Genomic DNA, 23,533 nt, shown 5'->3' on the forward strand with positions numbered 1-23,533 from the left:
CCCGCGGAGGCCTGTCGTCCCGGTCACCCCGCGGCTTGTTCCCCTTGTCCACCGGTATGCCCGTCTCCGGAGGGTTCCACCAGCAGATGTACGAGTTCCGTGCGGTTCGGGAGACGATTGGGGCGGACAACGTTCCCACTGCGGACATAAAGGAACGAAGCGGCGACTTGCGAGACGGGTACGCCCGCGAGCTCGGCCCAGGCCAGCCGGTAGATCGCCAACTGGAGCGGATCGGCGGTCTCCTGACGGTTCGTCTTCCAGTCCACCACCTCGTAGCGGACGCCCTCGGCTCCGTCCGGCGTGCGGTAGACCGCGTCGATCCGGCCACGCACCATCCGCCCCCCGAGCCGGAGTTGGAACGGCACCTCCACCCGGTACGGCGTGCGGTGGGCGTACTCGCTGCGCAGGAAGGCCTCCTTGAGCCGGGCGAGGTCGCGCTCGTCCTCGATGGCCTCGTCCTCCTCGCCGGGCAGGCCGTCCGGCTCCAGCAGCATCAGCGGCTCGAACCGGGACTCCACCCAGGCGTGGAAGCGCGTGCCCCGGCGTGCGGCGGGCTGCGGGGCGCGCGGCATCGGGCGGGCGAGATCGCGCGCGAAGCCGTCCGGGTCCTCGGCCACCCGCAGCAGCTGGGTGGCCGTCAGGGTCTGCGGCAGGGCGACCTCGCGGACCCGGGAGCGGGATCGCAGCAGCTCACCGGCGAGAGCCTCCAGGTCCCGGTCCCAGGAGGCCACCACCCGGGCGTCCTCGGGGACGAGCTCGGACCCGTCCCGCTCTCCGGCGCGTCCCCGGGGCGGCGCCCCTCCCGGGCGCGGGCGCCGGTACGGCAGCGCCGTCGCCGGCCGCCGACTCGCCGGCGGGCGCCGTCTCGCCCGCATGCGCCGGTACGGCAGCGCCGTCGCCGGGCGCCGGCTCGCCCGCAGGCCCCGGTACGGCGGCATCGCCGGACGCCGGCTCGCCCGCGGGCGCCACCGCGGCCAGCCGCGCGCGGACCACCTCCGCGGCCCGGCGGCGGGCCGCCTGCGCCTCCGCGTCGAGCGGGAGCGGCCACGGGTACTCGGTACCGCGGGACAGCGCCGGGTTCTCCGCGTCCTCGGCCGGCCGCTCGGCCCAGTGGTCGATCTCCCCGCCGTTCCCCGTCTCGCAGTACTCGCGCAGCCGGGTGAGGAACTCGGACGGCCCGCGCGGCTTCTTCTGGCTCGGCCCCCACCAGTGGCCGGAGGCCAGCAGCAGCTCCCGCGGGCGGGTGAAGGCGACGTAGCCCAGGCGGAGTTCCTCCACCGCGGCATGCTCACGCATCCCCGCCTCGAAGGCCTTCAGCCCCTTCGAGGTCCACTCCCCGACCTCCGGGAGGGTCCCCGAGTCGCCCCGCAGGGCGTGCGGAAGCACAGAAGGGCGCGCGGTCCATCGTTCGCGCGAGCGTGAGCTCGGGAACGCGCCCTCGACCAGTCCGGGAACGGCCACCACATCCCACTCCAGGCCCTTGGACTTGTGCGCGGTGAGCACCTTCACCGTGTCGTCCCCGCCCGGCAGGGTGTTGTCCAGGCCCCGGTCGAACTCCCTTGCCGCGCGGAGGAATCCGAGAAAGGCGGTGAGCGACGGATCGCCGTCCAGATCGGCGAAGGAGGAGGCCTCGTCCAGGAAGGCGTGGAGGGTCTCCCGCCGGCGCGCGGCCAGCGCGTGCGGCGAGGCGGCCAGCTCGACCTCGAGGCCGGTGACCGAGAGCACCCGGTGGAGCACGTCCATCAGCGGCTCGGCCAGCGAGCGGCGCAGTTCGCGGATCTCCGCGGCGAGCCGGGCGAACCGCTCCCGCGCCTCGTCCGAGAAGGGCAGCTCGGGCACCCCGGACTGGCCGGGGAAGAGGAAGGTCTCCAGCGCGTCGGCGAGCGAGACCACCTCGGTGGGGTCGGTCTCGGCGACGGCGCCCGCCAGCTTGTCGTCCACCGCCGAGGCGTCCTGGCCGGCCGCCGCCACCAGGTCCCTCGCCCGGCGGCCGAGGAGCGCGAGATCGCGCGGGCCGATCCGCCAGCGCGGCCCCGAGAGCAGCCGGACCAGCGCCGCGTTCGCGGTCGGGTCGTCCAGCACCTCGCAGACCGCGACCAGGTCGGCCACCTCCGGCAGGTCGAGCAGCCCCGAGAGGCCCACCACCTCGACCGGGACGTCCCTGGCGACCAGGGCGGCGTGGACGTCCGGAAAGAGCTCGCCGCCGGCCCGGCAGAGGACCGCGATCCGGCCGGGCGGGGTGCCGGTGCGCACCAGGTGCGCGATCCGGTCCGCCAGCCAGCCCACCTCGTCCTCGTGGGTCTCCAGCAGCGCGCAGCGCGAGAAGCCCTCCCGCTCGGCGCCGGGGGCCGGACGGAGGGCGGCGACGCCCTCGTGCATCGCCCGCAGCGGGGCCGCGAGGTCGTTGGCGAAGGCCAGGAGGCGGCCGCCGCTGCGGCGGTTCTCACTGAGCGAGAAGCGGGCGGCGGGGGTGTGGTCGGCGTCGGCCCGCGCGAAGTGCTCGGGGAAGTCGTCGAGGTTGGCGACCGAGGCGCCGCGCCAGCCGTAGATGGCCTGGCAGGGGTCGCCGACCGCGGTCACCGGATGCCCGGTGCCGCCGCCGAAGAGCCCGGCCAGCAGGATCCGCTGGGCCACCGAGGTGTCCTGGTACTCGTCCAGCAGCACCACCGCGAACTGCTCCCGCAGCAGGCGGCCGACCTCGGGACGGGTGTCCGCCAGCCGGGCCGCTGCGGCGATCTGGTCGCCGAAGTCCATCAGCCCCAGCTCCCGCTTGCGGGCGCGGTAGCGCTCGACCAGCTCGACCAGCTGGGCGCGGGCCTCCAGGGTCTCCGGAACCCTGCGGAGGTCCTTGTTGGTCAGCTTGGCCGAGGCCAGCTCGGCGGCGAGACTCTGCTGGTACTCGCGCAGGCCGGCTGGGGAGACCAGATGCTCCGCCAGCTCCCCGTCCAGGCTCAGCAGCTCGCCGATCAGGGTGGCGAAGGAGTGGGTCAGAGCCGGGTACGGGCCGGGCGCGGACCGCAGCACGCGGGCGGCCAGCTGGTAGCGGGTCGCGTCGGCGAGCAACCGGACGTCGGGCTCCAGGCCTATCCGCAGGCCGTGGTCCTTCAGCAGACGGCCGGCGAAGGCGTGGTACGTGGAGATCTCGGGCTCGCCCGGGTCCTCCTCGTCCGGGTCCGGCTCCAGCAGGCCGGCCTTGGCGAGGGCGTGGCGGACGCGTTCGGAGAGCTCGCCCGCGGCCTTGTTGGTGAAGGTCAGGCCGAGCACCTGGTCCGGGCGGACCTGGCCGGTGCCGACCAGCCAGACCACGCGGGCGGCCATCACCGTCGTCTTGCCCGAGCCGGCGCCGGCGACGATCACGCCGGGGGCGAGGGGGGCGGTGATGGCGTGCTGTTGTTCGCGGGTGAAGGGGATCCCGAGGAGTTCGGCGAGCTCCTCGGGACTGCTGAGCTGCTGGTGCACTTTTGCGAGGCTATCGCCCGGCTCTGACATCCGGGGCGGGGGCCCGAATTCTTCCGCCCCAGCCGCGCCGCTTCCCCGTCGCCCCCGGTGCGCCCTCCGGGAGGCACCCCGGCCGGGGCCCGGGGCTAGGGGACCACCCCGCGCCCCTCCGGGTGGGCCGAGCAGGCGCGGCGGAAGGCGCAGCGGGCACAGCCGTCGCCCGGGGTGGGGGTGAAGCGCTCGTTGAGGACGCGGTCGGCGGCCTCGCCCAGCAGGCGTTCGACGAAGTCCCCTTCGCCCAGCGGGTCCTGCGCCTGCACGGCCGGCTCGTCCGGTGCCTTCGCCCCCGCGGTCAACCGCAGGTGCACCAGCTCGGCCCCGCCGCTCCCGGCGCCCGCGTCCACGCCCGGCACCCCGTCCAGCGCGCCCTCCCGCACCGCGAGCTGGTACACGCCGAGCTGCGGATGCTCGGCCACCTCCGCCGCGGTCGGCTTCTGCGCGCCGGTCTTGAAGTCGACCACGTGCACCCGGCCGTCCTCGTCCCGCTCGACCCGGTCCATCGAGCCGCGCAGCTCGACCAGCCGGTCGCCGATCTTCACCGTCACCTCGAACGGATGCTCCACCGCCACCGGCGACCGCCCGCGCGGCGAGGCGTGCCAGCGGAGGAACCGCTCCAGCGCCGCCCGCGCCTCCGCCTTCTCCTGCTCGGACTTCCACGGCGCGTCGAAGGCCAGCGCGTCCCACACCGTGTCCAGCCGGGCCATCAGCACGTCCGCGTCCGGCGGCGTACGCCCGGAGCCGACCTCCTCGGCGAGGACGTGCACCACGTTGCCGAAGCCCTGGGCCGCGCTGGTGCTGCTGTCCGCGCGGACCTCGCGGTCCAGGAACCAGCGCAGGGCGCAGTCGTTGACCTGGCCGAGGGAGCTGCCGGAGAGCCGCAGCGGCTGGTCCGGATCGCGCACCGGGTTGGCGTTCTCCGTACTGTCCTCCAGTCCCCACCAGCGGTCCGGATGCGCGGACGGCACGAGCGGGGTGCCCTCCTCGTCGGTCAGCGCGGCCAGCCGGGCCAGCCGTTCTGCGGCGGCCGCGCGCAGCGCCGGCGCCGCCGCCGGATCCACGCTGGTCGCCCGCAGCTCGGCGACGAGCGCCGGCACCGAGAGCGGCCGGCGCGGCCGGTGCGCCACCTCGGCGACCCGCACCGCCGGCCACCGGTCACCGTCCGGCTGCTCCCGGTAGAGCTCGCGGAGGAAGCGGGAGGGCTCGTCGCCGTCCTCGGCCTGCGCGCGGACGGCCGTCACCACCAGCCGCTCGCGGGCCCGAGTGACGGCGACGTAGAACAGCCGCCGCTCCTCGGCCAGCAGGCTGCCGCGGGCCAGCGGCTCGGAGAGGCCCTCCCGGCCGATCCGGTCCGCCTCCAGCAGCGAGCCGCGGCGCCGCAGGTCCGGCCAGAGCCCCTCCTGCACCCCGGCCACCACCACCAGCCGCCATTCCAGCCCCTTGGACCGGTGCGCGGTCAGCAGCCGCACCGCGTCCGGGCGTACGGCGCCCCGCCGGGCGCTCCGGGCGAGGGTCTCCGCGGCGATCTCCTGGGACTCCAGCTCGGTGAGGAAGTTGAGCGCGCCCCGGCCGCCGACCCGCTCCTCGGCCCGGGAGGCGGCCTCGAAGAGGGCGCAGACCGCGTCCAGATCGCGGTCGGCGTTGCGGGCGCCGGCCCCGCTCCCGCGCAGGGCGGCGGACTCCAGCCGGTTCCGCCAGCGCTCGCTGCCGTCCCAGAGCGCCCACAGGGCCTCCTCGGCGGTGGCCCCACCGAGGAGCATGTCCCGCACCTTCCGCAGCAGCAGGCCGAGGTGGAGGGCCCGGGAGGTGACCGAGCGGTCCAGCGCCACCATCCGCTCGGGCTCCGCGAGGGCGTCCCGGACGAGCTGCTCGGCGGGCCGCGGCGGGCGGGCCGCCTCGCCGGAGGCGCGGATCGCGTTCCGCTCCTCCTCACGCAGGGCGCGGCCGAGCCGCCGCAGCTCGCCCGCGTCCAGGCCGGCCAGCGGCCCGGTGAGCAGCTGGCGGGCGGTCTCCACGGAGAGCGCCGGCCAGAGCGGCCTCTCCGCCGGGCGCGGCTCGTCCGGCTGCTGCCGCTCCCCCGGCTGCGACTCGTCCGGCCGCGACTCGTCCGACCGCAACTCGTCCGGCTGCGCTTCGTCGGGCCGCGGCGGCTCCTCGCCGCCCGCGGTCGGCTCCGCGCACACCCGCAGCGCGGTGAGCAGCGGGGAGACCGCCGGCTCCTGACGGAGCGGCAGCAGGTCGGCGTCCGTCTCGACGGGGACGCCCGCCGTGGTCAGGGCTCGGCGCAGGGCCGGGACGGAGTGCTGCGCCGAGCGCACCACGACCGCCATGTCCCCCCACGGGATCCCGTCCTCCAGATGGGCCCGGCGGAGCAGGTCGGCGATGTTGTCGAGCTCGGCCCCCGGCGTCGGGTACGTGTACACCTCCGCGCGGCCGCCGGGACGTGCGGCCCGCAGCCCCCGGTGCCGCTCCAGCGCGGCCGCCGGCAGCCGGCCCACCGGCAGCCGCCTGGCGACCTCCCGGGAGACCGCGGTCAGCAGCTCCCCGGCGCGCCGGGAGACGCCGAGCACCCGGACGTCCGCCGGCGAGCCGTCCGCCTTCGGGAAGGCGTGCGGGAAGTCGAGGATGCCGTTCACGTCGGCGCCGCGGAAGGCGTAGACGGACTGGTCGGGGTCGCCCACCGCGACCAGGTCCCGGCCGCCGCCGGCCAGCGCCTGGAGGAGGCGGACCTGTGCCGGGTCGGTGTCCTGGTATTCGTCCACGTAGACCACCCGGTGGCTGGGGCGCAGCCGCTCGCCGATCTCCGGGTCCTCGGCGAGCCGTACCGCGCGCTGCACGAGTTCCGCGTAGTCGAGGGTGCCCTGGAGGTCGAGGACGTCCAGGTAGTCGGCGAAGAAGCCGGCCGCAGCGCGCCAGTCGGGGCGGCCCGCGGAGTCCGCGAAGCGGGCCAGCGCCTCGGGGCCGAGGCCCAGCTCGCGGGCCCGGGCCAGGACGGCCCGGACCTCGTCGGCGAAGCCGCGGGTGGTGAGGGCCGCGCGCAGCTCGTCCGGCCAGACCCGGCCGGCGGGGCCGCCGGGCTCCGCCCCGGCCCTGGCGTCCTCGGCGGCGCCGGCGAGGAGATCGCGGACCATCACGTCCTGCTCGGGTCCGGAGAGCAGCCGCACCGGCTCGCTGAACAGCCCCGGCTCCTGGTGCGCCCGCACCAGGGCGTAGCAGTACGCGTGGAAGGTGGTGGCCTGGGGCGCCTCGGCGCCGGCGCCGATCCGGGCGGCGATCCGGTCCCGGAGTTCCACGGCCGCCTTGCGGCTGAAGGTCAGCACCAGGATCTCGTCCGGCGGCGTGCCCCGCTCGATCCGGGCCGCGACCGACTCGACCAGGGTGGTCGTCTTGCCCGTTCCGGGCCCGGCCAGCACCAGCAGGGGTCCGCCGGGGTGGTCGACGACCGCCCGCTGGTGCTCGTCAGGGACCGGCCGTACCGCGGGCTCGACCGGGCGCCGGACCAGCCGGAAGGGCGAGACGGCGGAGAGCGCGGTCGCTCCCGAGAGCGCCGTCGCTCCCGAGAGCCCGGTCACCCCCGGGGTCGCGGTCGCCCCCGAGGGCGCGTAAGCCTGCGGCGCGGCCGCGCGGTGGGCGGGGGCGGCGGCGTCGGCGTCGGCTCGGGCCCGGAGGGGTCGGCGGGGAGGGTCACGGCGCTGGTCCTGGCGGTTCGAGTGGTGCGGTCGGGGTCACATCCGGTGCCCGCGTCGCAGGCGCCCCGGACGTGGCTTCCGGAAGCGAGCCTACGATCCTGCCTCTTCGAACGTGTTCGAGCACCGATTTCCCGAAAGTCCCAGCCGAACGAGGGACGCCGGTGCTACCGGCGCGCGGGACTCCTGCCGCCCGCTGCCGACCCGTCAGCCGCCGTCCCAGCGGGCGCGCCGCATGTCCAGGCGCGGAACGTGGTCGCGGGCCGCGGGGCCGCCCCGCTCGCGCAGCGGCGTGCCCTCCTCGCGGTAGTGCTCCAGCGCCCGCAGCTCGCTGCCGGCCAGCAGGACGCCGTCCGCGCGGACCACCCGCCACCAGGGGACGCCGCCGCCATAGAGCGCCATGGCCCGGCCCACCTGCCGGGGACCGCCCTCGCCCAGGTACTCGGCGACGTCGCCATAGCTCATCACCCGTCCGGCCGGAATCCGCTCGGCGACCTCGAGAACGCGTTCGACATAGTCGGGCAGCTCATCCACTACGACACCCTCCCGCACCGCCCGCCAAGCCCTCGGGGACTTCCCTGAGATCCCCCGGATAACCCTGCACTCCGCCGAGCGTGGGAATGTAGCATCCGCCGAGGGGTCAGCCCGCGCGCCCCGACACCGGCGACCACCGCTCCCCCATGCCACCCTTGACCTCGGTGGTGCGGAATGACCGGAGGACTGGGGACCAGGGATGAGCGGATCGAGCGCAGGAGCCGGGCAGTCGCCCGGCCTGCCTGATTCCCCCTCCGGCCGGTCCTTCGCGCAGGCCGACGGGGCGTCAGGCCGCCCGGTGAAACGGTCCGCTGACGGCGGTTCCGCGGCGGCCTCCGGGGGCGCCGGCACGAACGCGGGCGCGGACGCGGGCGACGACGAGCACAGCGCGAAGGGCGGAACGGCAGAACACGGGGGCGGGACGAAACGCGTGAACCTGGTCAAGACCACCGACGACGAGGCGGGCAGAGGCGAGGGCCGGGAGGGCCGGGAGGCCCGCGGGGCCGGCGCCCGGGACGGCGTCGAACACGGCAGCACCAGCCGGGGCGAACCCGGTGACGGCAGCGGGGCCGGAGGCGACGGCACCCCTGGCGGGGACGGCCTCGACCACGAGGCCGCCGACCTCAGCGGCACCGGGGTCACCGACCCCGAGTCGGACACCCCGGTCCCCACCCACGAGCCGCTGCTCGCCGCCCGGGTGCACCGCCCCGCGGACCTGATGCGGTTCCTGACCGGCATCCTCGCGGTCGCCGCGATCTTCGTGCTGATCGGCTTCGCCCACAACACCACCAGCGGCCTGGAGGACGACATCCTCTCGGCCACCGACCGCATCCCGCGCTTCCTGATCTCCTTCGTCGGCCTGGCGTCCAGCGCCGCCGTCCTGGTCGTCCCGCTGGCCTTCGCGGTCGAGCGGCTGATCAAGCGGGACGGGCTGCGGGTCGCCGACGGCGTGCTGGCCGCCGTGCTGGCGCACGGGCTCTCCCTCGGCATCGACCTGTGGGTGGCCAAGGCCGCCCCCGAGTCGATCACCCTCGCGCTGGCCACCGTCACCCCCGGCTCCACCACCCTCACCGACCCGGTGCACGGCTATCTCGCCCCGGTGATCGCCTATATGACCGCGGTCGGCATGCAGTCCCGGCCGCGCTGGCGGATCGCGCTGTGGGTGGTGGTCGCGCTGGACGCGCTGGCCGAGATCATCGGCGGCTACACCACGCCGCTGTCCGTGGCGGTCACCATCGGCCTCGGCCTCTCGGTGGCCTACGGCACCCTCTACGCCGTGGGGGCGCCGAACGTCCGGCCCACCACCGAGCACCTCCTCACCGGCCTCCGCAAGGTCGGCTTCACCCCGCACACCGCCCACCGGGCGACCGACGGGCCGGAGAACACCCACCGCTACCTGGTCGTCCAGGAGGACGACCGGCCGCCGCTTGACGTCCACGTCATCGACCGGGAACAGCTCGCCTCCGGCTTCTTCTACCGGCTGTGGAGCCGACTCCGGCTGCGCGGAGCCGCCGCCCACGCAGGCCCCCGCACCCTGCGCGCCGCCCTCGAACAGGAGGCGCTGATCTCCTACGCGGCCACCTCGGCCGGTGCCGCCACCCCCCGGCTGATCGCCACCTCCGAGCTCGGCCCGGACGCGGTGATCCTGGTCTACGAGCAGATCGGCGGCCGCTCGCTGACCGCCCTGCACGCCGAGGAGGTCGCGGACCGCGCGATGGCCACCGCCTGGCGGGCCGTCAGCTGCCTCCACGCCCGTCGGATCGCCCACCGCCGGCTCACCGCCGACTCGCTGCTGGTCACCGAGCACGAGGTGACCTGCCTGCTGAACCTGGCCGGCGGCGAGATCGCGGCGAGCGACCTGCTGATGCGGATGGACATCGCCCAGCTGCTCACCACCTTCGGCCTGCGGGTCGGCCCCGAGCGGGCGGTGGACCTGGCCGTGGAGATCCTCGGCGCCGAACGCACCGCCGACTGCCTGGCCCTCCTCCAGCCGGTCGCCCTCTCCCGGGAGACCCGCGCCGAACTCCGCCACTACAACCGGGAGCGGCGGGCCGCCGCGGACGCCGAGCACACCGAGCAGCTCAAGGCCGGGGAGCTCAGCGCGGAGGAGCTCAACGAGCTGCCGCCGACCGACCTCCTCTCCGGGCTCCGCGAGCGGATCCTCGCCAAGGTCCCGCAGGCCCCGGTGGAGCCGGTCAAGCTGGAGCGGCTGAAGCCCAAGACGCTGATCACCGTCATCGCGGCGGCCTTCGCGATGTACTTCCTGATCGGCCAGCTGACCAGCCACCCGCCGACCGAGCTGATCGCCCACGCCAACTGGGGCTGGGCGGCGGTCGCGGTGGCCTGCGCGGTCGCCAGCTACGGCGCGGCCACCATGCAGCTCACCGGGTTCGTGCCGGAGAAGCTGTCGTACCAGAAGACGCTGCTGGCGCAGGTGGCCGGCTCCTTCGTGAAGCTGGTCGCGCCGGCCGCGGTCGGCGGGGTGGCGCTCAACACCCGGTATCTGCAGCGGTCCGGCGTGCGGCCGGGGCAGGCGGTGGCGAGCGTGGGGGCCTCGCAGCTGGTGGGCGCGGTGGTGCACCTCCTCCTGCTGCTCGGGTTCGGCTTCGTCGCCGGGACCCAGTCCACCAAGGACGTCACCCCGTCCCGGACGGTGATCGCCGGGGTGCTGGTGGTGGCGGTGCTGGTGATGGTGGCGGCGGCGATCCCGCCGGTGCGGCGGTGGGTGCTGGAGCGGCTGCAGTCGCTCTTCGCCGGGGTGATCCCGCGGATGCTGGACCTGCTGCAGCGGCCCTCGAAGCTGGTCGAGGGGGTCGGCGGAAGCGTGCTGATCACGCTGACGCTGGCGGCCAACCTGTACTTCTCGCTGCTCGCCTTCGACGGGCATCTCAGCTTCGCCGCGGTGGTCGCCGTGTATCTGGCGGGGAACGCGGCCGGATCGGCGGTGCCGACGCCGGGCGGGGTGGGGGCGATCGAGGTCGCGCTGAGCGCGGGGCTGACGGCGGCGGGGATGCCGTACAGCACGGCGCTGACGGGGGTGCTGCTGCATCGCGCCCTCACCTACTGGCTGCCGGTTCTGCCGGGCTGGGGCGCGTTCGCCTACCTCCAGCGCAAGGGGCTGCTGTAGGGGGCTCGCACCCGGAGGGCGAAGGCCGAGAAGGGCGAATGCCGAGAAGGGCGAATGCCAAGAAGAGCGGATGCCAAGAAGGGCGAACCAGGGGCGCGGGGAACCGCGCGGCCCTGATTCGCCCTTCGGGCTCATCCGGGGTGCCGGGCCGTCAGTAGATCGGCTTCTCCGGCTCGATCTGGTTGACCCAGCCGACGACGCCGCCGCCGACGTGGACCGCGTCCGAGAAGCCGGCGGACTTCAGGACGGCGAGGACCTCGGCGGAGCGGACGCCGGTCTTGCAGTTCAGGACGATCTTCTTGTCCTGCGGCATCTTCTCCAGGGCGTTGCCCATGAGGAACTCGTTCTTCGGGATCAGCGTCGCGCCCGGGATCGAGACGATCTCGAACTCGTTCGGCTCGCGGACGTCGACCAGGAAGAAGTCCTCGCCGTCGTCCTGCCACTGCTTGAGCTGCTTCGGGGTGATCGTCGAGCCCTGGACGGCCTCCTGGGCCTCCTCGCTGACGACCCCGCAGAAGCTCTCGTAGTCGATCAGCTCGGTGACGGTCGGGTTCTCGCCGCAGACCGCGCAGTTCGGGTCCTTGCGGACCTTCACCGTGCGGTACTGCATCTCCAGGGCGTCGTAGATCATCAGACGGCCGACCAGCGGCTCGCCGATCCCGGCCAGCAGCTTGATCGCCTCGTTGACCTGGATCGACCCGATCGACGCGCACAGCACGCCGAGGACGCCGCCCTCAGCGCAGGACGGGACCATGCCGGGCGGCGGGGCCTCCGGGTAGAGGCAGCGGTAGCAGGGGCCGTGCTCGGCCCAGAACACCGAGGCCTGGCCGTCGAAGCGGTAGATCGAGCCCCACACGTACGGCTTGCCGAGGAGCACCGCGGCGTCGTTCACCAGGTAGCGGGTGGCGAAGTTGTCGGTGCCGTCGACGATCAGGTCGTACTGGGCGAAGATCTCCATGACGTTGTCGTTGTCCAGCCGCTCTTCGTGGAGGACGACGTTCACGTACGGGTTGATCTCCTTGACCGAGTCGCGCGCGGACTCGGCCTTGGAGCGGCCGATGTCGGACTGGCCGTGGATGATCTGCCGCTGGAGGTTGGACTCGTCGACGGTGTCGAACTCGACGATGCCGAGGGTGCCGACACCCGCCGCGGCCATGTACATCAGCGCGGGAGAGCCGAGCCCGCCCGCGCCGACACACAGCACCTTGGCGTTCTTCAGCCGCTTCTGTCCGTCCATCCCGACGTCCGGGATGATCAGGTGGCGGGAGTACCTGCGGACCTCGTCGACGGTGAGCTCGGGGGCCGGTTCGACCAGGGGTGGCAGCGACACGGTGGCTCCGATGGGTGTTCGGGTGGCTGTTTCCTGCGGCCAACAGTGCCATGCCGTCGGCTATTCCGGGACGGCGGGTCCAGACGGCGAGACGGCGCGTGAGACGCGCGCCGCCTCGTGAGATCCGGGTCACACCGCTCAGACCCGGCAGGCGATCTCGGTCCAGACGTCCGCCAGGGACTCCTCCAGCGGCACCCGCGGCCGCCAGCCCAGCCGGTCCCGCGCGGTGCGGACGTCCGCCTGCCGCCAGAGCACCTCGCCCGGACGGTCGCCAGGGTCCTGACCTGGCACGATCGGCCCGCCCGAGCGGCCCTCCTCCACCAGCCTGCCCTCGAAGCCGGCCGCCCGGACCAGCAGCCCGGCGGCGTCCCGCAGCCTGGTGCCGCTGCCGCTGCCGATGTTCACCACCCCGGTGGCCGCCGAGAAGGCCGCCGCGTGAACGGCCCGGGCGACGTCCCGGACGTCCACGAAGTCTCGGAATGCGGACAGGTCCGCGGTACGCACCTGCGGCTCGCCGCGCTCCAGCGCGCGGCGCAGGCTCTCCGCCAGCCGTCCGAAGAGGGAGCCGGCCGGGGCCCCCGGGCCGACCGTGTCGAAGACCCGCAGCACCACGGTGTCCAGCCCGGAGGAGAGCGCCAGCTCCGTACCGGCCAGCTTGCTCACCCCGTACGGGCCGATCGGCCGCGGGTCGGCGCTCTCCGGGACGGCCGCCCCGATCGAGACCGGGCCGTACTCGGCGGCGGAGCCCAGATGGATCAGCCGGGCCGGCTCGGCGCTGCGGCGGATCGCCTCGCAGACGGTGGCCACCGCCACCGTGTTGGCGCGGACCAGGTCGCGCTGGGTGCCGTAGGTCGCCCCCGCGCAGTTCACCACCACCCGCGGCATGACCGCGTCCAGGAAGCGGGTGAGCGCTCCGGGGCTGCCGGAGGCGAGATCGAAGCGGATGTCCGCGGAGTCCCGCCGGCCCAGCACGGTGACCTGGAGCTCGGGGTCGGTGAAGAAACGGTCCGCGACACGGCGGCCGATGAATCCATCGGCTCCCAGCAGCAGCACCCTCATGAGGCGCGATTCCTTCCTTGTGCGGGCCCTTCTCTCGGTGGGCCCGGGGTTCTGTGCGAACGGTCTGAGTGGTCGCGGGCGGGCCGCGGTGGTGCGCGGCGCCCGCGCGGCCGGCGCCCGCCGGAGGGCGCGGCGGCGCCGGACCGCGCGTACCGGCCGATGGTCGGGCCGCCGGTACGCCGGGGACGGACGGTCGGGACCCGGCTTCCCGGGCGCGGGGCGGAGGTGGAGGTGGTGGTGGTGGTGAAGGCGCGGGTGCGCCGCCGCGGGGCGCGCGGGGCCGGCACGCTGGGCGCCGGGGCGCTCAGGGCCGCGTCCGGACCAGCGGGAGGTAGTGCGCCTCCGGCCGGTGGAGCACCCACCAGGCGTACGGGAGGAGAACGGCGGCGACCGCTCCGCAGCCGTACAGCTCGGCGGATCCGCTCCGGGCGGCGGCCACCGCCGCCGACCAGGCCGGTATCACCCCGCCCGGCTGCGCCGGACCGCTCGCCGGCAGGCCCGGCAGCACGACGGAGAGCGCGGGCAGGAGGGCCGCGGCAAGGGTGGCGAGCGCTCCGGCGAGGAGGGCCCCGGCGCCGATCCGCGGGCGCCCGCAGGCCCTGAGCGCGGCGCCCGGGAGCATCACCAGGCCGGCCGCGGCGAGCCCGCCCCACACCGGCGGGCCCGCGCCGCCGAAGGGCGCCGTGGGCGCGGCCACCGCCCCCGCCCGCTCCCCCAGCGCGAGGGACGGCACCACCAGCAGCACCAGGCAGACCGCGCCGAGCAGCGCCAGCTGGGCGACCGCGGCCACCGGGAGCACCACCCGCATCCGGGAGCGGAACCCGGACCGGCTGCCGGTCGCCCGCAGATGCCCCCGCCCGACCTCGGCGTACCAGTCGGCGATGACGCCCGCCGTTCCGACGCCCAGCGCGAGGGTCGCGGCGACCACGGCGGCCGGCGTCCTGGCGGCGGTCCCGCCGGCGCCACCGAGGTCGGAGGCGCCGACGATCGCGCCGCTCAGCGGCACCGCCACGAGACCGGCCGCGCCGAGCGCCGCCGGCCAGGCCCAGGGGCCGCGCACCGCGCCCGAGCTCCACAGGACGGCGGCCAGCAGCAGGCCGGCGAGGAGCGCGTCCACCCCCCGCCCACTGCTCGGCGGCCAGCCGCCGCGGGCCGCTGCCGCCGTGCCGAGGCAGAGCGCGGCGGCTGCGAGGGAGCCGCCCAGCGCCCGGCCGAGGAACCGGCCGGAGGCGCTGCGCGGCACTGCGGCGAAGCCGCTGGGGCGGCCGCGCCGGTTCGCCTCGCCGGGCGCCCTGGCGTGCAGCTCCTCGGCCAGCGAGAAGACGTCGGAGTGCCGGTAGCGCGTGGCGGCGCCCGGCCCCAGGCCCTCCGCCTCCAGCGCCGCGGCGATCTCCAGCGGGTCCACCGCCTCGACGCAGAGCCGGTGGTGACGTTCCATCAGCTCGCGTACCGGATCGGCCGTGCTCATTCCTCCGCACCCCCCAGACCCCCGGAACTCCCCGATCCGCCGGGGACCAGCTCGGCGTGCGGCGCCCCGGCCCGCCCGCCCGGCTCCCCCTCGCCGTGCTCCTGGCGCTCTCCGTGCTCTTGGCGCTCTGTGTGCGCCTGGTGTTCTCCGGACAGCCAGAACTCCACCGGGTGGGCGAACGGCCGTGGGCCGCCCGGCGCCCGGCCCGCGCCCGGGAATCCCGGCGCGCGGGAGATCAGCTCCAGGTAGATGTCCCCGAAGGCCTCCACCGCCGCCTGCTCGGCGCAGCGCTCCTGGGCGCGCAGCCGGCCGGCCAGGCCGAGCCGGGACCGCCGTTCCGGGTCCCGCAGCAGCGCGACGCAGGCCGCGGCCAGGGCGTCCGGGTCGCCCGGGGGCACCAGGAGGCCGGTGGGGCCCAGCAGTTCGCGGCTCATTCCGACGTCGGTGGCGACCACCGCCCGCCCGGTCGCCATCGCCGCGGCCAGCTCGTGCGGGGCGGGCCGGTCGTACTCCGGCAGCACCAGCACACTGCCGCCGGCGTCGGCCGGGCCGACCTCGCCGGCCAGCAGCGCCACCGGCTCCGGGCCGCCCGCGGGCCGCGACTCGGTCAGCAGCCCCAGCCGGCGGGCGAGGGCGAGGCAGTCGGCGACGTACCGCTCGTCCCTCCGCAGTGCGTGCACCCGCAGCAGCGCCTCCGGCAGTGCCGCCCGCACCGCCGCGAAGGCGTGCAGCAGGGTCTCGAGGCCGCATCCCGGCAGCAGGCTGCCCTGCCAGGCCAGGGTCGGCGTGGCCGGCTCGGGGCCGGCGGCCGGGCGCTCCACCGAGGGCAGCCCCTCCGGCAGCACCCGCAGCCGGCCCGGTTCCGCCCCGCAGTGTTCGAGCCAGCGGCGGGTGAAGGCACTGCCGGCAGTGATCACCCCCGCGCTGCGGTACGCCTCGCGGGCGAGCATCCGGAGCAGCGCCAGCGGCAGCCGGCGGGCCCCCCGGCGCAGCCCCGCGGCGGCGTCCGCCGCACCGCGCAGCGCCGACTCGAACTCGGTGACCACCAGCGGGATCCCGTACGCCCGGTGGGCCAGCAGGCCCGGCAGCACCGTCCGGCCGCCGCCGACGGAGTGCCACAGGTCCACCGAGGCCAGCTCGCCGCCGAGGACCCGGCCGGCGTCCGCCAGCGGCCGGAGGCAGGCGGCCAGCAACTCGGCGGCGTGGTAGGCGTCCTGGAGGTCCCGGCCGCCCGGCCCGTCCTGGTCGCCGACGGACTCGACGACCGCGACCGCCGCCTCCGGGCGGAGCACCGGGCCCAGCCCGCCGGCCGCCGCGGCCGCGTCCGCCAGCGCGTAGAGCGCCGACCGGAACCGCTCGGCCGCGGCCTCCGCCGCCCGGGTCACCGGGCCCCTGGCCGCCCGGCCCGGCTCCGCGACGGGCGCGGGGCCCGCGGCCGGCACCAGCGAGCGGACCAGCTCCTCGTAGGCGTCCAGGCACCGGCTCCGGTCGCGGCGGCCCATCCGCCCTTCGTGCACCGCGGTCGCGGCGGTCACGTCGGTGATCGCCACATCGTGCCCCGGAAGCCCGCTGCGCAGCCTGGCCGCCCAGGGAAGTGCCTGCCCGGTGACCGCCACCGCGATGCGCATGAGACCTCCCGTCGCTCGGGTCGGACAGCCCGTCGGCGTCGCCTGCCCCTGGCCCCGCACCTCCGGCCTCGCGGTCTCCGCTCCGCCGTACGTCACCCGCGGCACGCTCAACCCCCCACCGGGCAGCGGGAACAGACGCGCCGTCATCCGGTGCGCCGGTCGGCGGCCGTACGCGGGGACTCCTGTTCGGTCCGACGGGCACGAACCTACGACCGCCCTCCGACACTCAGCCGGGCATTCGGCCTCCGGCCACCCAAAGGAGTGAACGGATCGCCGCGCGACCCGTCCGTCACTCGGCGGCGAGCAGCTCCCGCACCGCCCGGGCGACCTGCTCGGGGTGCTCCATCATCGCCACGTGCCCCGATTCGGGGATCACCAGCAGCCGGGAGTCCCGGAAGGCCTCCGCCGCCCGGCGCGCCATCCGGTACGCCACCAGCCTGTCCCGCAGCCCGTAGACCAGCAGGACCGGCGCGGTCACCCGCTCCGCCTGCCGCCACAGCGCCTCGGGACCGCGCTCCGCGTAGGCCCGGACGATCCCGCGGGCCGTGCGCACCAGCACGTCCGAGGCGTAGGGCAGGGCCATCCGCCGCCGGTACTCCTCGGTGGCCAGGTCGCGCTGGGCGGCCGGCACCGCGGCCGGGTTCCCGTAGCAGAGCCGCAGCAGCTGTTCTGTGCGCTGCTCAGGGGCGAGCCCGAGGGCCATCCGCTCGAAGATCCGGAGCACCCCCGGCACCGCCATCAATCCGGTCGGGAAGGCGCTGAGCTGCGGCGGGACCTCGGGGAGGGCGGGCGAGACCAGGGTCAGGGTGCGCACCAGGTCGGGCCGCAGCGCGGCCACCCGGGTGGCCACCGCCCCGCCCAGCGAGTTGCCGAAGAGGTGCACCGGGCCGCGCCCGCTCACCTCCAGGTACGAGACGACCGTGCGGGCCAGCGCGCCCACCGAGAGGTCCCCGTCGTCCGGCGGCGCCGACCAGCCGTAGCCGGGCAGGTCCACCGCCTCGCCGGCCACGGTGCCGGCCAGTTCGGCGGCCAGCCGGTCCCAGTTCTGCGCGGAGCCGCCCAGTCCGTGGACGTAGAGGGCGGGAGGCAGCCCCTCCCGGTCGACGGGCGAGTCGGCCACCGAGAGCCGGGCCCCGGGGACCTCCACGGTCCGGCGGCCGGCCGGGCCCGTGATCCGGGCGGATTCCTCGAAAGCGCGCGCACACTCGGTCATGCGAGACGATGTTAGGACGCGGGCGGACGCCCTCGACGGGCGCCGTCCCCCACGCCGATTCCGGACGTACTGGAGAGGCCATGACAGAGATGCCCGAGCAGGACCGCCCGACCGCCGAGGCCGAGCCGCAGGCCGCCCCGGACAACGCCGAACTGGATATCGAGGCGCCGGAGGCGGACACCGCCGAGCAGCGGCACGACGTCGCGGAGGACGAGAACGGCGACTCCGCCCTCCCGGACCCCGGGGCCGGCTCTCCCATCGAGGCCGATCCCTACGACGCCGCAGAACAGCGCCGGGTGGTGCAGATCGACGAGGACGACTACCGCTGACCGGCGGGCGGCGGAGCACCGTCGCCCGTTCCGTTGGCAGAAGTCCGTTTCGCCCGGCGATCCGTTGTGCGGTCCGCACAACGGATCGCCCGGACTTTCTCCTGACGACCTGGCACACACTCGATTACCCACAAGTAGGATGGGGCAGCTCGAGAAGCACCAGCCCGCCGAGACCGTGAGTGAGGTACGCCGTGACGAGCACCCAGGACACGGACGAGCGCCCACGCCCGGGGAAGCCCAGCACCGGCCGCCTCCCCAGGAGCGCCCGCCGCGAGCAGCTGCTCGGCGCCGCGCAGGAGGTCTTCGTCGCCCAGGGCTACCACGCCGCCGCGATGGACGACATCGCCGAGCGGGCCGGCGTCAGCAAGCCCGTGCTCTACCAGCACTTCCCCGGGAAGCTGGAGCTGTACCTGGCGCTGCTGGACAAGCACTGCGACGCCCTGGTCGAGTCCGTGCGCGAGGCGCTGACCTCCACCTCCGACAACCGCCAGCGGGTGCGCGCCACCACCGAGGCGTACTTCGCCTACGTAGGCAGCGACACCGGCGCCTTCCGCCTGGTCTTCGAGTCCGACCTGACCAACGAGGAGGCCGTCCGGGAGCGGGTCGAGCGGGTCACCCACGACACCGCCGCCCTGGTCAGCAAGGTGATCGCGGAGGACACCGACCTTCCCGAGCAGGAGGCCATGCTGCTGGCCGTCGGGGTCTGCGGACTGTGCCAGGTGACGGCGCGGTTCTGGCTGGCCCAGGGCCGGGAGATCCCGCAGGAGGAGGCGGTCCGCCTGGTCGCCAGCCTGTCCTGGCGCGGCCTCAAGGGCTTCCCGATGCACGCCGGCGAGGCCCCGGAGGTCTGACCCCCGGTTAAGGTGGGCGCACTAGCTAAGGTTGGCGGCGTAACAGCCAGCAGCGCGGAGAGCAGGTGCCGCGCGAGGTCACGACCCCGGAGGGACGTAAGCCGTGGAGGTCAAGATCGGCGTGCAGAACGCGCCTCGAGAGATCGTCATCGAGAGCGCGCAGACTGCCGACGAGGTCCAGAGCGCCGTCGCGGCCGCCCTGGAGGGGAAGACCGGGCTGCTCGCGCTCGAGGACGAGCACGGCCGGCGCATCCTGGTGCCGTCCGAGCGGCTCGCCTACGTCGAGATCGGCGAGCAGGCCCAGCGCAAGGTGGGCTTCGGCGCGCTCTGAGCCGAGCGCTCGCTGAGCGCGGTCCGAGCGTGAGGGACGAACGGCGGCGGCCGGTTCCGGGGTGATCCCGGGGCCGGCCGCCGCCGTTCGGTTCGCTTCCCGGGCCTTCAGGGACCTCTGGTACCGCATGGGCGGGCCGATGCGCGGGTATCGCCTCCAACGAGGTGGCCGCGAGACTGCGAGGAGGTCCGATGATGGTCGGGGTCGAGATCGTCGTCTTCGCCGCGATCGGCCTGGCGGTGGGGTTCGGGGCCGCGCTGCTCCTCCCGGACCTGTTCACCCAGCCGCGCTCGCTCACCGTGCTGACCGGTCTTGCCTCCGCCCTGCTGCTGGGGTGGATAGGGCACACCGTGATCGGACGGCATCTCGGCGAGACGGCGCCGCTGAGCGCGATCGGGACGGCCCTGCTGGTGTCGGTGCTGGCCCAGCCGCGGAAGGCAGCGCACCGGGCGGGGCGGCGGAAGGCGGCGACCCAGTCGCAGCGCCCGCCCAGGGCGCCGCGCCCCGCGCAGGCGCCTGAGCCGCAAGCCCCCGCCGCGCAACGACCCACCGCCCGGCTCTGAGGGGTTCCTAGGCCCTAGGCCCGAGGCCCGAGGCCTGAGGCCTGAGGACTCAGGCCCGGGGCCTGAATCCCGGCGCCCCTAAGGCCGATTTCAGGAGGCCAGGCCCAGCGCGGCCATCCGCTTGGTGTGCGCCTCGGTGATCCGGTTGAACATCTTGCCGACCTCGACCAGGTCGAAGCCCTGCACCTCGGCGCCGCCGATCAGCATGTTGGAGAGCGCGTCCCGATCCGCGACCACCCGCTGGGCCTGGCTGAGCGCCTCGCCCATCAGCCGTCGGCCCCACAGCGCGAGCCGGCCGCCGACCCGCGGATCCTCCTCGATCGCCCGGCGCACCTGGCCCACCGCGAACTCGGCGTGGCCGGTGTCCGCCATCACACCGAGCACCAGGTCCCGGGTGTCGGAGTCGAGACGGATCGCCACCTCGCGGTAGAAGTCCACCGCGATGGCGTCCCCCACGTACGCCTTGACCAGGCCTTCCAGCCAGTCGGACGGCGCGGTCATCCGGTGGAAGGAGTCCACCGGGTCGCGGAACGGCTGCATCGCCTCGGACGGCTCGACGCCGATCTCCACCAGCCGGTCGTGGAGGATCTGGTAGTGGCCGAACTCGGCGGTGGCCATCCCCGCCAGCGCCGCCTTCTCCTCCAGGCCGGGCGCCAGCTTGGCGTCCTCGGCCAACCGCTCGAAGGCGCTGAGCTCGCCGTACGCGAGGGCGCCGAGCAGGTCGACCACGGCCTCGCGGTACTGCGCGTCGGCCGAGCAGCGCCCCCAGTCGCCGATCGGCGACTCACTCGCCACCTGCTCGGCCCCGGCCCCCTGGCCTTCCGACCGCTCGGAATTCTCGGACTTCTGCATGACCCCGAACTCTAGGCCCTGACCGGGACCTACGACCCGGTCAGGTCGGGTCCTGGGACAGGTTGTCGTGCGCGTCACGTGTTCGAGCTGGCGCGTGACGGTATGGTGGTAGCGAGGACAGGCGTATGCGCCGGTCCTCACGTACGCGGATGCCCGGTCGGTAGCACGATCGGCTCCGACCGACCAGAGCTCTCTCCGTCGGAACGGATAGGGCTCGCAGTGGCCGACCCATCGAGGGACGCCGCAGACCGCAAGTCACGCGGTCCCGCGCCGTACCCGACCAGCCGACAGCTGACCGCCGTCACCGTACGCGGCCCCGCACACCGCGGGGCGAGACCGTACCGGCGGAACCCGCCGGACCCGGTTCGCCCGGAGCGGCGGCCCCCGGTGAACGGACCGGGCAGCGGTGGAACGGCCGGGAGGAACAGCGCGGCCAGCGCGCAACCGCCCCGCCCCGGGCAGCGGCAAGCCCGCCCGGGAGCCGCGGGGAGGCGGCGCCCGGAAGTCCCGCCGGTCGGCCCCGCCCACACGGAAGAGGCAGCACCCTGTCCACCAAGACGTTCCGCGATCTCGGGATCATGCCCGAGACCGCCGAGGCCCTCGAGGCCGTCGGCATCATCCATCCCTTCCCCATCCAGGAGCTGACCCTGCCGGTCGCGCTCGCCGGGCACGACGTGATCGGGCAGGCCAAGACCGGCACCGGCAAGACCCTCGGCTTCGGGCTGCCGATCCTGGAGAACGTCGTCGTCCAGGCGGACGTCGACTACGGCCGGTCCTTCCAGGACGAGGTCAGCGACAATCCCCAGGCACTGGTCGTGGTGCCGACCCGCGAGCTCTGCACCCAGGTCGCCAACGACCTCCAGACCGCCGGCAAGGCCCGCAACGTGCGGGTGCTGTCGATCTACGGCGGCCGCGCCTACGAGCCGCAGATCGAGGCCCTGCAGAAGGGCGTCGACGTGGTCGTCGGCACCCCCGGCCGGCTCCTCGACCTGGCCCGGCAGAAGAAGCTGGTGCTCAGCGAGGTCGAGACGCTGGTGCTCGACGAGGCCGACGAGATGCTGGACCTCGGCTTCCTGCCGGACGTCGAGCGGATCGTCGAGCAGCTGCCGTCGGACCGCCAGACGATGCTCTTCTCGGCCACCATGCCGGGCGAGGTCGTCGGCCTGGCCCGCCGGTACATGAACCAGCCGATGCACATCCGGGCCGCCGACCCGGAGGACAGCGGCGCCACCGTCCGCTCGGTCTCCCAGCACATCTACCGCGCCCACTCGATGGACAAGGTCGAGATGATCGCCAAGATGCTGCAGGCCGAGGGCCGCGGTCTGGCGATGATCTTCTGCCGGACCAAGCGGACCACCGCCGCCGTCGCCGAGCAGCTGCAGGACCGCGGGTTCGCGGCCGGCTCCGTCCACGGCGACCTCGGGCAGGGCGCGCGCGAGCAGGCCCTGCGGGCCTTCCGGAACGGCAAGATCGACGTCCTGGTCTGCACGGACGTCGCGGCGCGCGGCATCGACGTGGAGAACGTCACCCACGTCGTCAACTTCCAGTGCCCGGACGACGAGAAGACCTACCTCCACCGGATCGGCCGCACCGGTCGCGCCGGCGCCTCCGGCACCGCGGTCACCTTCGTGGACTGGGACGACGTCCCGCGCTGGGCGCTCATCAACAAGGCGCTCGACCTGGGCTTCCCGGAGCCGGTGGAGACGTACTCGACGTCCCCGCACTTCGCCGAGGAGCTGAACATCCCGGCGGGCACCAAGGGCGTGCTGCCGCGGGCGGCCCGGACCCGGGCCGGCCTGGAGGCCGAGGAGATCGAGGACCTCGGCGAGCCGGGCGGCGGGCGCGGCCCGCGCGGGCGGGACGGCCGCGGGCGCGACCGTGACCGTGACCGTGACGGACGCGGTCGGGACGGGCGCGGCCGGGACCGTGACCGCGGCCCCGGGCGTGACCGGGACCGGGCGCGGGAGGACGAGTCCGGCGAGCGCGAGCGCCGCCAGAAGCGCGACCGGTCGCGCGAGCGGCGGCGGCTGCGCAACGGCGTCCCGATCGAGGGCGCTCCGGAGGCCGGGACTCCCGCGCCCTCCGAGGCACCGACCGCCGTGGCGGAGCCGGCCGAGTCGACCGGTTCGGCCGGTTCGGGGACGCGTGGCAAGCGCGGCCGTAACCGGAAGCGCTCGGGGCAGCACGCGGCGGTCGAGGCCGCCACTGCGGTCGAGCCGCTGAGCCAGGAGCCGGCGGTGGTCGAGGCCGCGCCCGTCGAGGCGCCGGTCGCGACGGTCGTCGAGGAGAAGCCGAAGCGGACCCGCGCGCGGAAGTCGACCGCGCCGAAGGCCGTGGCGGACGAGGTCGCGGAGGCCGCCGAGCCGGTCGCCGCCGCTGACGCCGCCGAGGCTGTCGCCGCCGCACCGGCCGAGGTGGCGGTCGCGGAGAAGCCGAAGCGGGCGCCCAGGGCGCGCAAGACCGCGGCGGCCGCCCCAGCGGACAGCGCCGAGGCGGTGACCGAGGTCGAGGCCGAGGTCAAGGCCGAGGACAAGCCGAAGCGGACCACCCGGACCCGCAAGGCGGCGCCGGCCAAGGCCGAGGCCGCGCTCGCGGTCGCGACCGAGGCGCCGGCCGAGACCGAGGCCGCCGAGGCCCCCGTCGCGGAGAAGCCCAAGCGGGCCACCCGTACCCGCAAGGCCGCCGCGGCCAAGGCGAGCACCGCGGAGGCCGCCGAGGCGGTCGAGGCCGCCGGCGCCGCCGAGGCGAAGGCCGCCGAGGCGAAGCCGAAGCGGGTGCGGAAGACGGCGGCCAAGAAGGCCGTCGCCGCGGTGGACGGCGAGGCCGCCGGGGACGAGGCTCCGGCGAAGCCGGCCCGTACCCGGGCGCCGCGGAAGCGGGCCGCCTCGGTGCCGGCGCAGGCCGGTGCCGCGGACGAGGGCCGGGTGCCGGCGGGCGCTGCCGAGTAGCCGGCAGGCCGATGCGACGCGTGGGGCGTCCCGAAGGTGCGTTGGGCACCATCGGGACGCCCTCGCGATACACGGGGGTAATCAGCGGCGGCTAGGCTTCCGGCTCGGGGGAGCTTGGA

At 75.2% G+C, this 23,533-nt stretch carries 14 protein-coding genes and 1 pseudogene; 6 read left to right on the forward strand and 9 right to left on the reverse strand.

All coding sequences use genetic code 11. The features are described from left to right. Positions 1–23 precede the first annotated feature (23 nt). The 3 genes and pseudogenes from BS73_RS16075 to BS73_RS16085 form a co-directional block, all read right to left on the reverse strand. Positions 24–3,459: pseudogene (locus BS73_RS16075) on the reverse strand (UvrD-helicase domain-containing protein). 125 nt (positions 3,460–3,584) lie between these two features. After that, a complete protein-coding gene (locus BS73_RS16080) occupies positions 3,585–6,998 on the reverse strand; it encodes an ATP-dependent helicase (protein ID WP_063837153.1) in 3,414 nt (1,137 codons plus the stop codon). A gap of 390 nt (positions 6,999–7,388) precedes the next feature. Continuing rightward, positions 7,389–7,733 carry an MGMT family protein gene (locus BS73_RS16085; protein WP_037573091.1) on the reverse strand — a complete coding sequence of 115 codons (345 nt, stop codon included), beginning with the start codon at positions 7,731–7,733 and terminating at the stop codon, positions 7,389–7,391. Between the two features lie 412 nt (positions 7,734–8,145). Here BS73_RS16085 and BS73_RS16090 point away from each other — a divergent pair, with 412 nt between their 5' ends. After that, positions 8,146–10,842: a flippase-like domain-containing protein gene (locus BS73_RS16090; RefSeq protein WP_051939990.1), complete on the forward strand. Its 2,697-nt coding sequence runs from the start codon at positions 8,146–8,148 to the stop codon at positions 10,840–10,842. Positions 10,843–10,993: 151 nt separating this feature from the next. On the opposite strand, the gene moeZ is transcribed toward BS73_RS16090, so the two are convergent. The 5 genes from moeZ to BS73_RS16115 all read right to left on the reverse strand — a co-directional run bounded on the left by moeZ (position 10,994) and on the right by BS73_RS16115 (position 17,540). Further along, entirely contained in the window at positions 10,994–12,172 is a 1,179-nt protein-coding gene (gene moeZ / locus BS73_RS16095) for an adenylyltransferase/sulfurtransferase MoeZ (protein ID WP_037573094.1), read from the reverse strand. A gap of 138 nt (positions 12,173–12,310) precedes the next feature. Further along, complete coding sequence (locus BS73_RS16100; protein ID WP_037573097.1) at positions 12,311–13,231, reverse strand: NAD-dependent epimerase/dehydratase family protein; 921 nt, start codon at positions 13,229–13,231, stop codon at positions 12,311–12,313. A 304-nt stretch (positions 13,232–13,535) separates the two neighbouring features. Further along, a complete protein-coding gene (locus tag BS73_RS16105; RefSeq protein ID WP_037573099.1) occupies positions 13,536–14,699 on the reverse strand; it encodes a hypothetical protein in 1,164 nt (387 codons plus the stop codon). Beyond that, positions 14,696–16,327, reverse strand: a complete 1,632-nt coding sequence (locus BS73_RS16110; RefSeq protein WP_051939991.1) for a glycosyltransferase — start codon at positions 16,325–16,327, stop codon at positions 14,696–14,698. The genes BS73_RS16105 and BS73_RS16110 overlap by 4 nt, the downstream gene beginning before the upstream one ends. Before the next feature lie 289 nt (positions 16,328–16,616). Next, on the reverse strand, positions 16,617–17,540 hold the full coding sequence (locus BS73_RS16115) for an alpha/beta fold hydrolase (RefSeq protein ID WP_051939992.1): 924 nt from the start codon (positions 17,538–17,540) through the stop codon (positions 16,617–16,619). Between the two features lie 80 nt (positions 17,541–17,620). On the opposite strand from BS73_RS16115, the gene BS73_RS16120 reads away from it, so the two are divergent. The 4 genes from BS73_RS16120 to BS73_RS37420 all read left to right on the forward strand — a co-directional run bounded on the left by BS73_RS16120 (position 17,621) and on the right by BS73_RS37420 (position 19,614). Next, a complete protein-coding gene (locus BS73_RS16120) occupies positions 17,621–17,869 on the forward strand; it encodes a hypothetical protein (RefSeq protein WP_407675015.1) in 249 nt (82 codons plus the stop codon). 191 nt (positions 17,870–18,060) lie between these two features. Next, a complete protein-coding gene (locus BS73_RS16125; protein ID WP_037573103.1) occupies positions 18,061–18,720 on the forward strand; it encodes a TetR/AcrR family transcriptional regulator in 660 nt (219 codons plus the stop codon). Between the two features lie 103 nt (positions 18,721–18,823). Then, a complete protein-coding gene (locus tag BS73_RS16130; protein ID WP_037573104.1) occupies positions 18,824–19,051 on the forward strand; it encodes a DUF3107 domain-containing protein in 228 nt (75 codons plus the stop codon). A 191-nt stretch (positions 19,052–19,242) separates the two neighbouring features. Continuing rightward, positions 19,243–19,614, forward strand: a complete 372-nt coding sequence (locus BS73_RS37420) for a hypothetical protein (RefSeq protein ID WP_037573106.1) — start codon at positions 19,243–19,245, stop codon at positions 19,612–19,614. Between the two features lie 90 nt (positions 19,615–19,704). Here BS73_RS37420 and BS73_RS16140 read toward each other — a convergent pair whose 3' ends face one another. Then, a complete protein-coding gene (locus BS73_RS16140) occupies positions 19,705–20,466 on the reverse strand; it encodes a ferritin-like fold-containing protein (RefSeq protein WP_037573108.1) in 762 nt (253 codons plus the stop codon). A 578-nt stretch (positions 20,467–21,044) separates the two neighbouring features. Between BS73_RS16140 and BS73_RS16145 the strand changes: the two genes are divergently transcribed. Then, positions 21,045–23,414, forward strand: coding sequence for a DEAD/DEAH box helicase (locus tag BS73_RS16145; RefSeq protein ID WP_051939993.1), 2,370 nt, complete (start codon positions 21,045–21,047; stop codon positions 23,412–23,414). Positions 23,415–23,533: the final 119 nt, after the last annotated feature.

The sequence above is a fragment of the Phaeacidiphilus oryzae TH49 genome (assembly GCF_000744815.1).
GTDB lineage: Bacteria > Actinomycetota > Actinomycetes > Streptomycetales > Streptomycetaceae > Phaeacidiphilus > Phaeacidiphilus oryzae.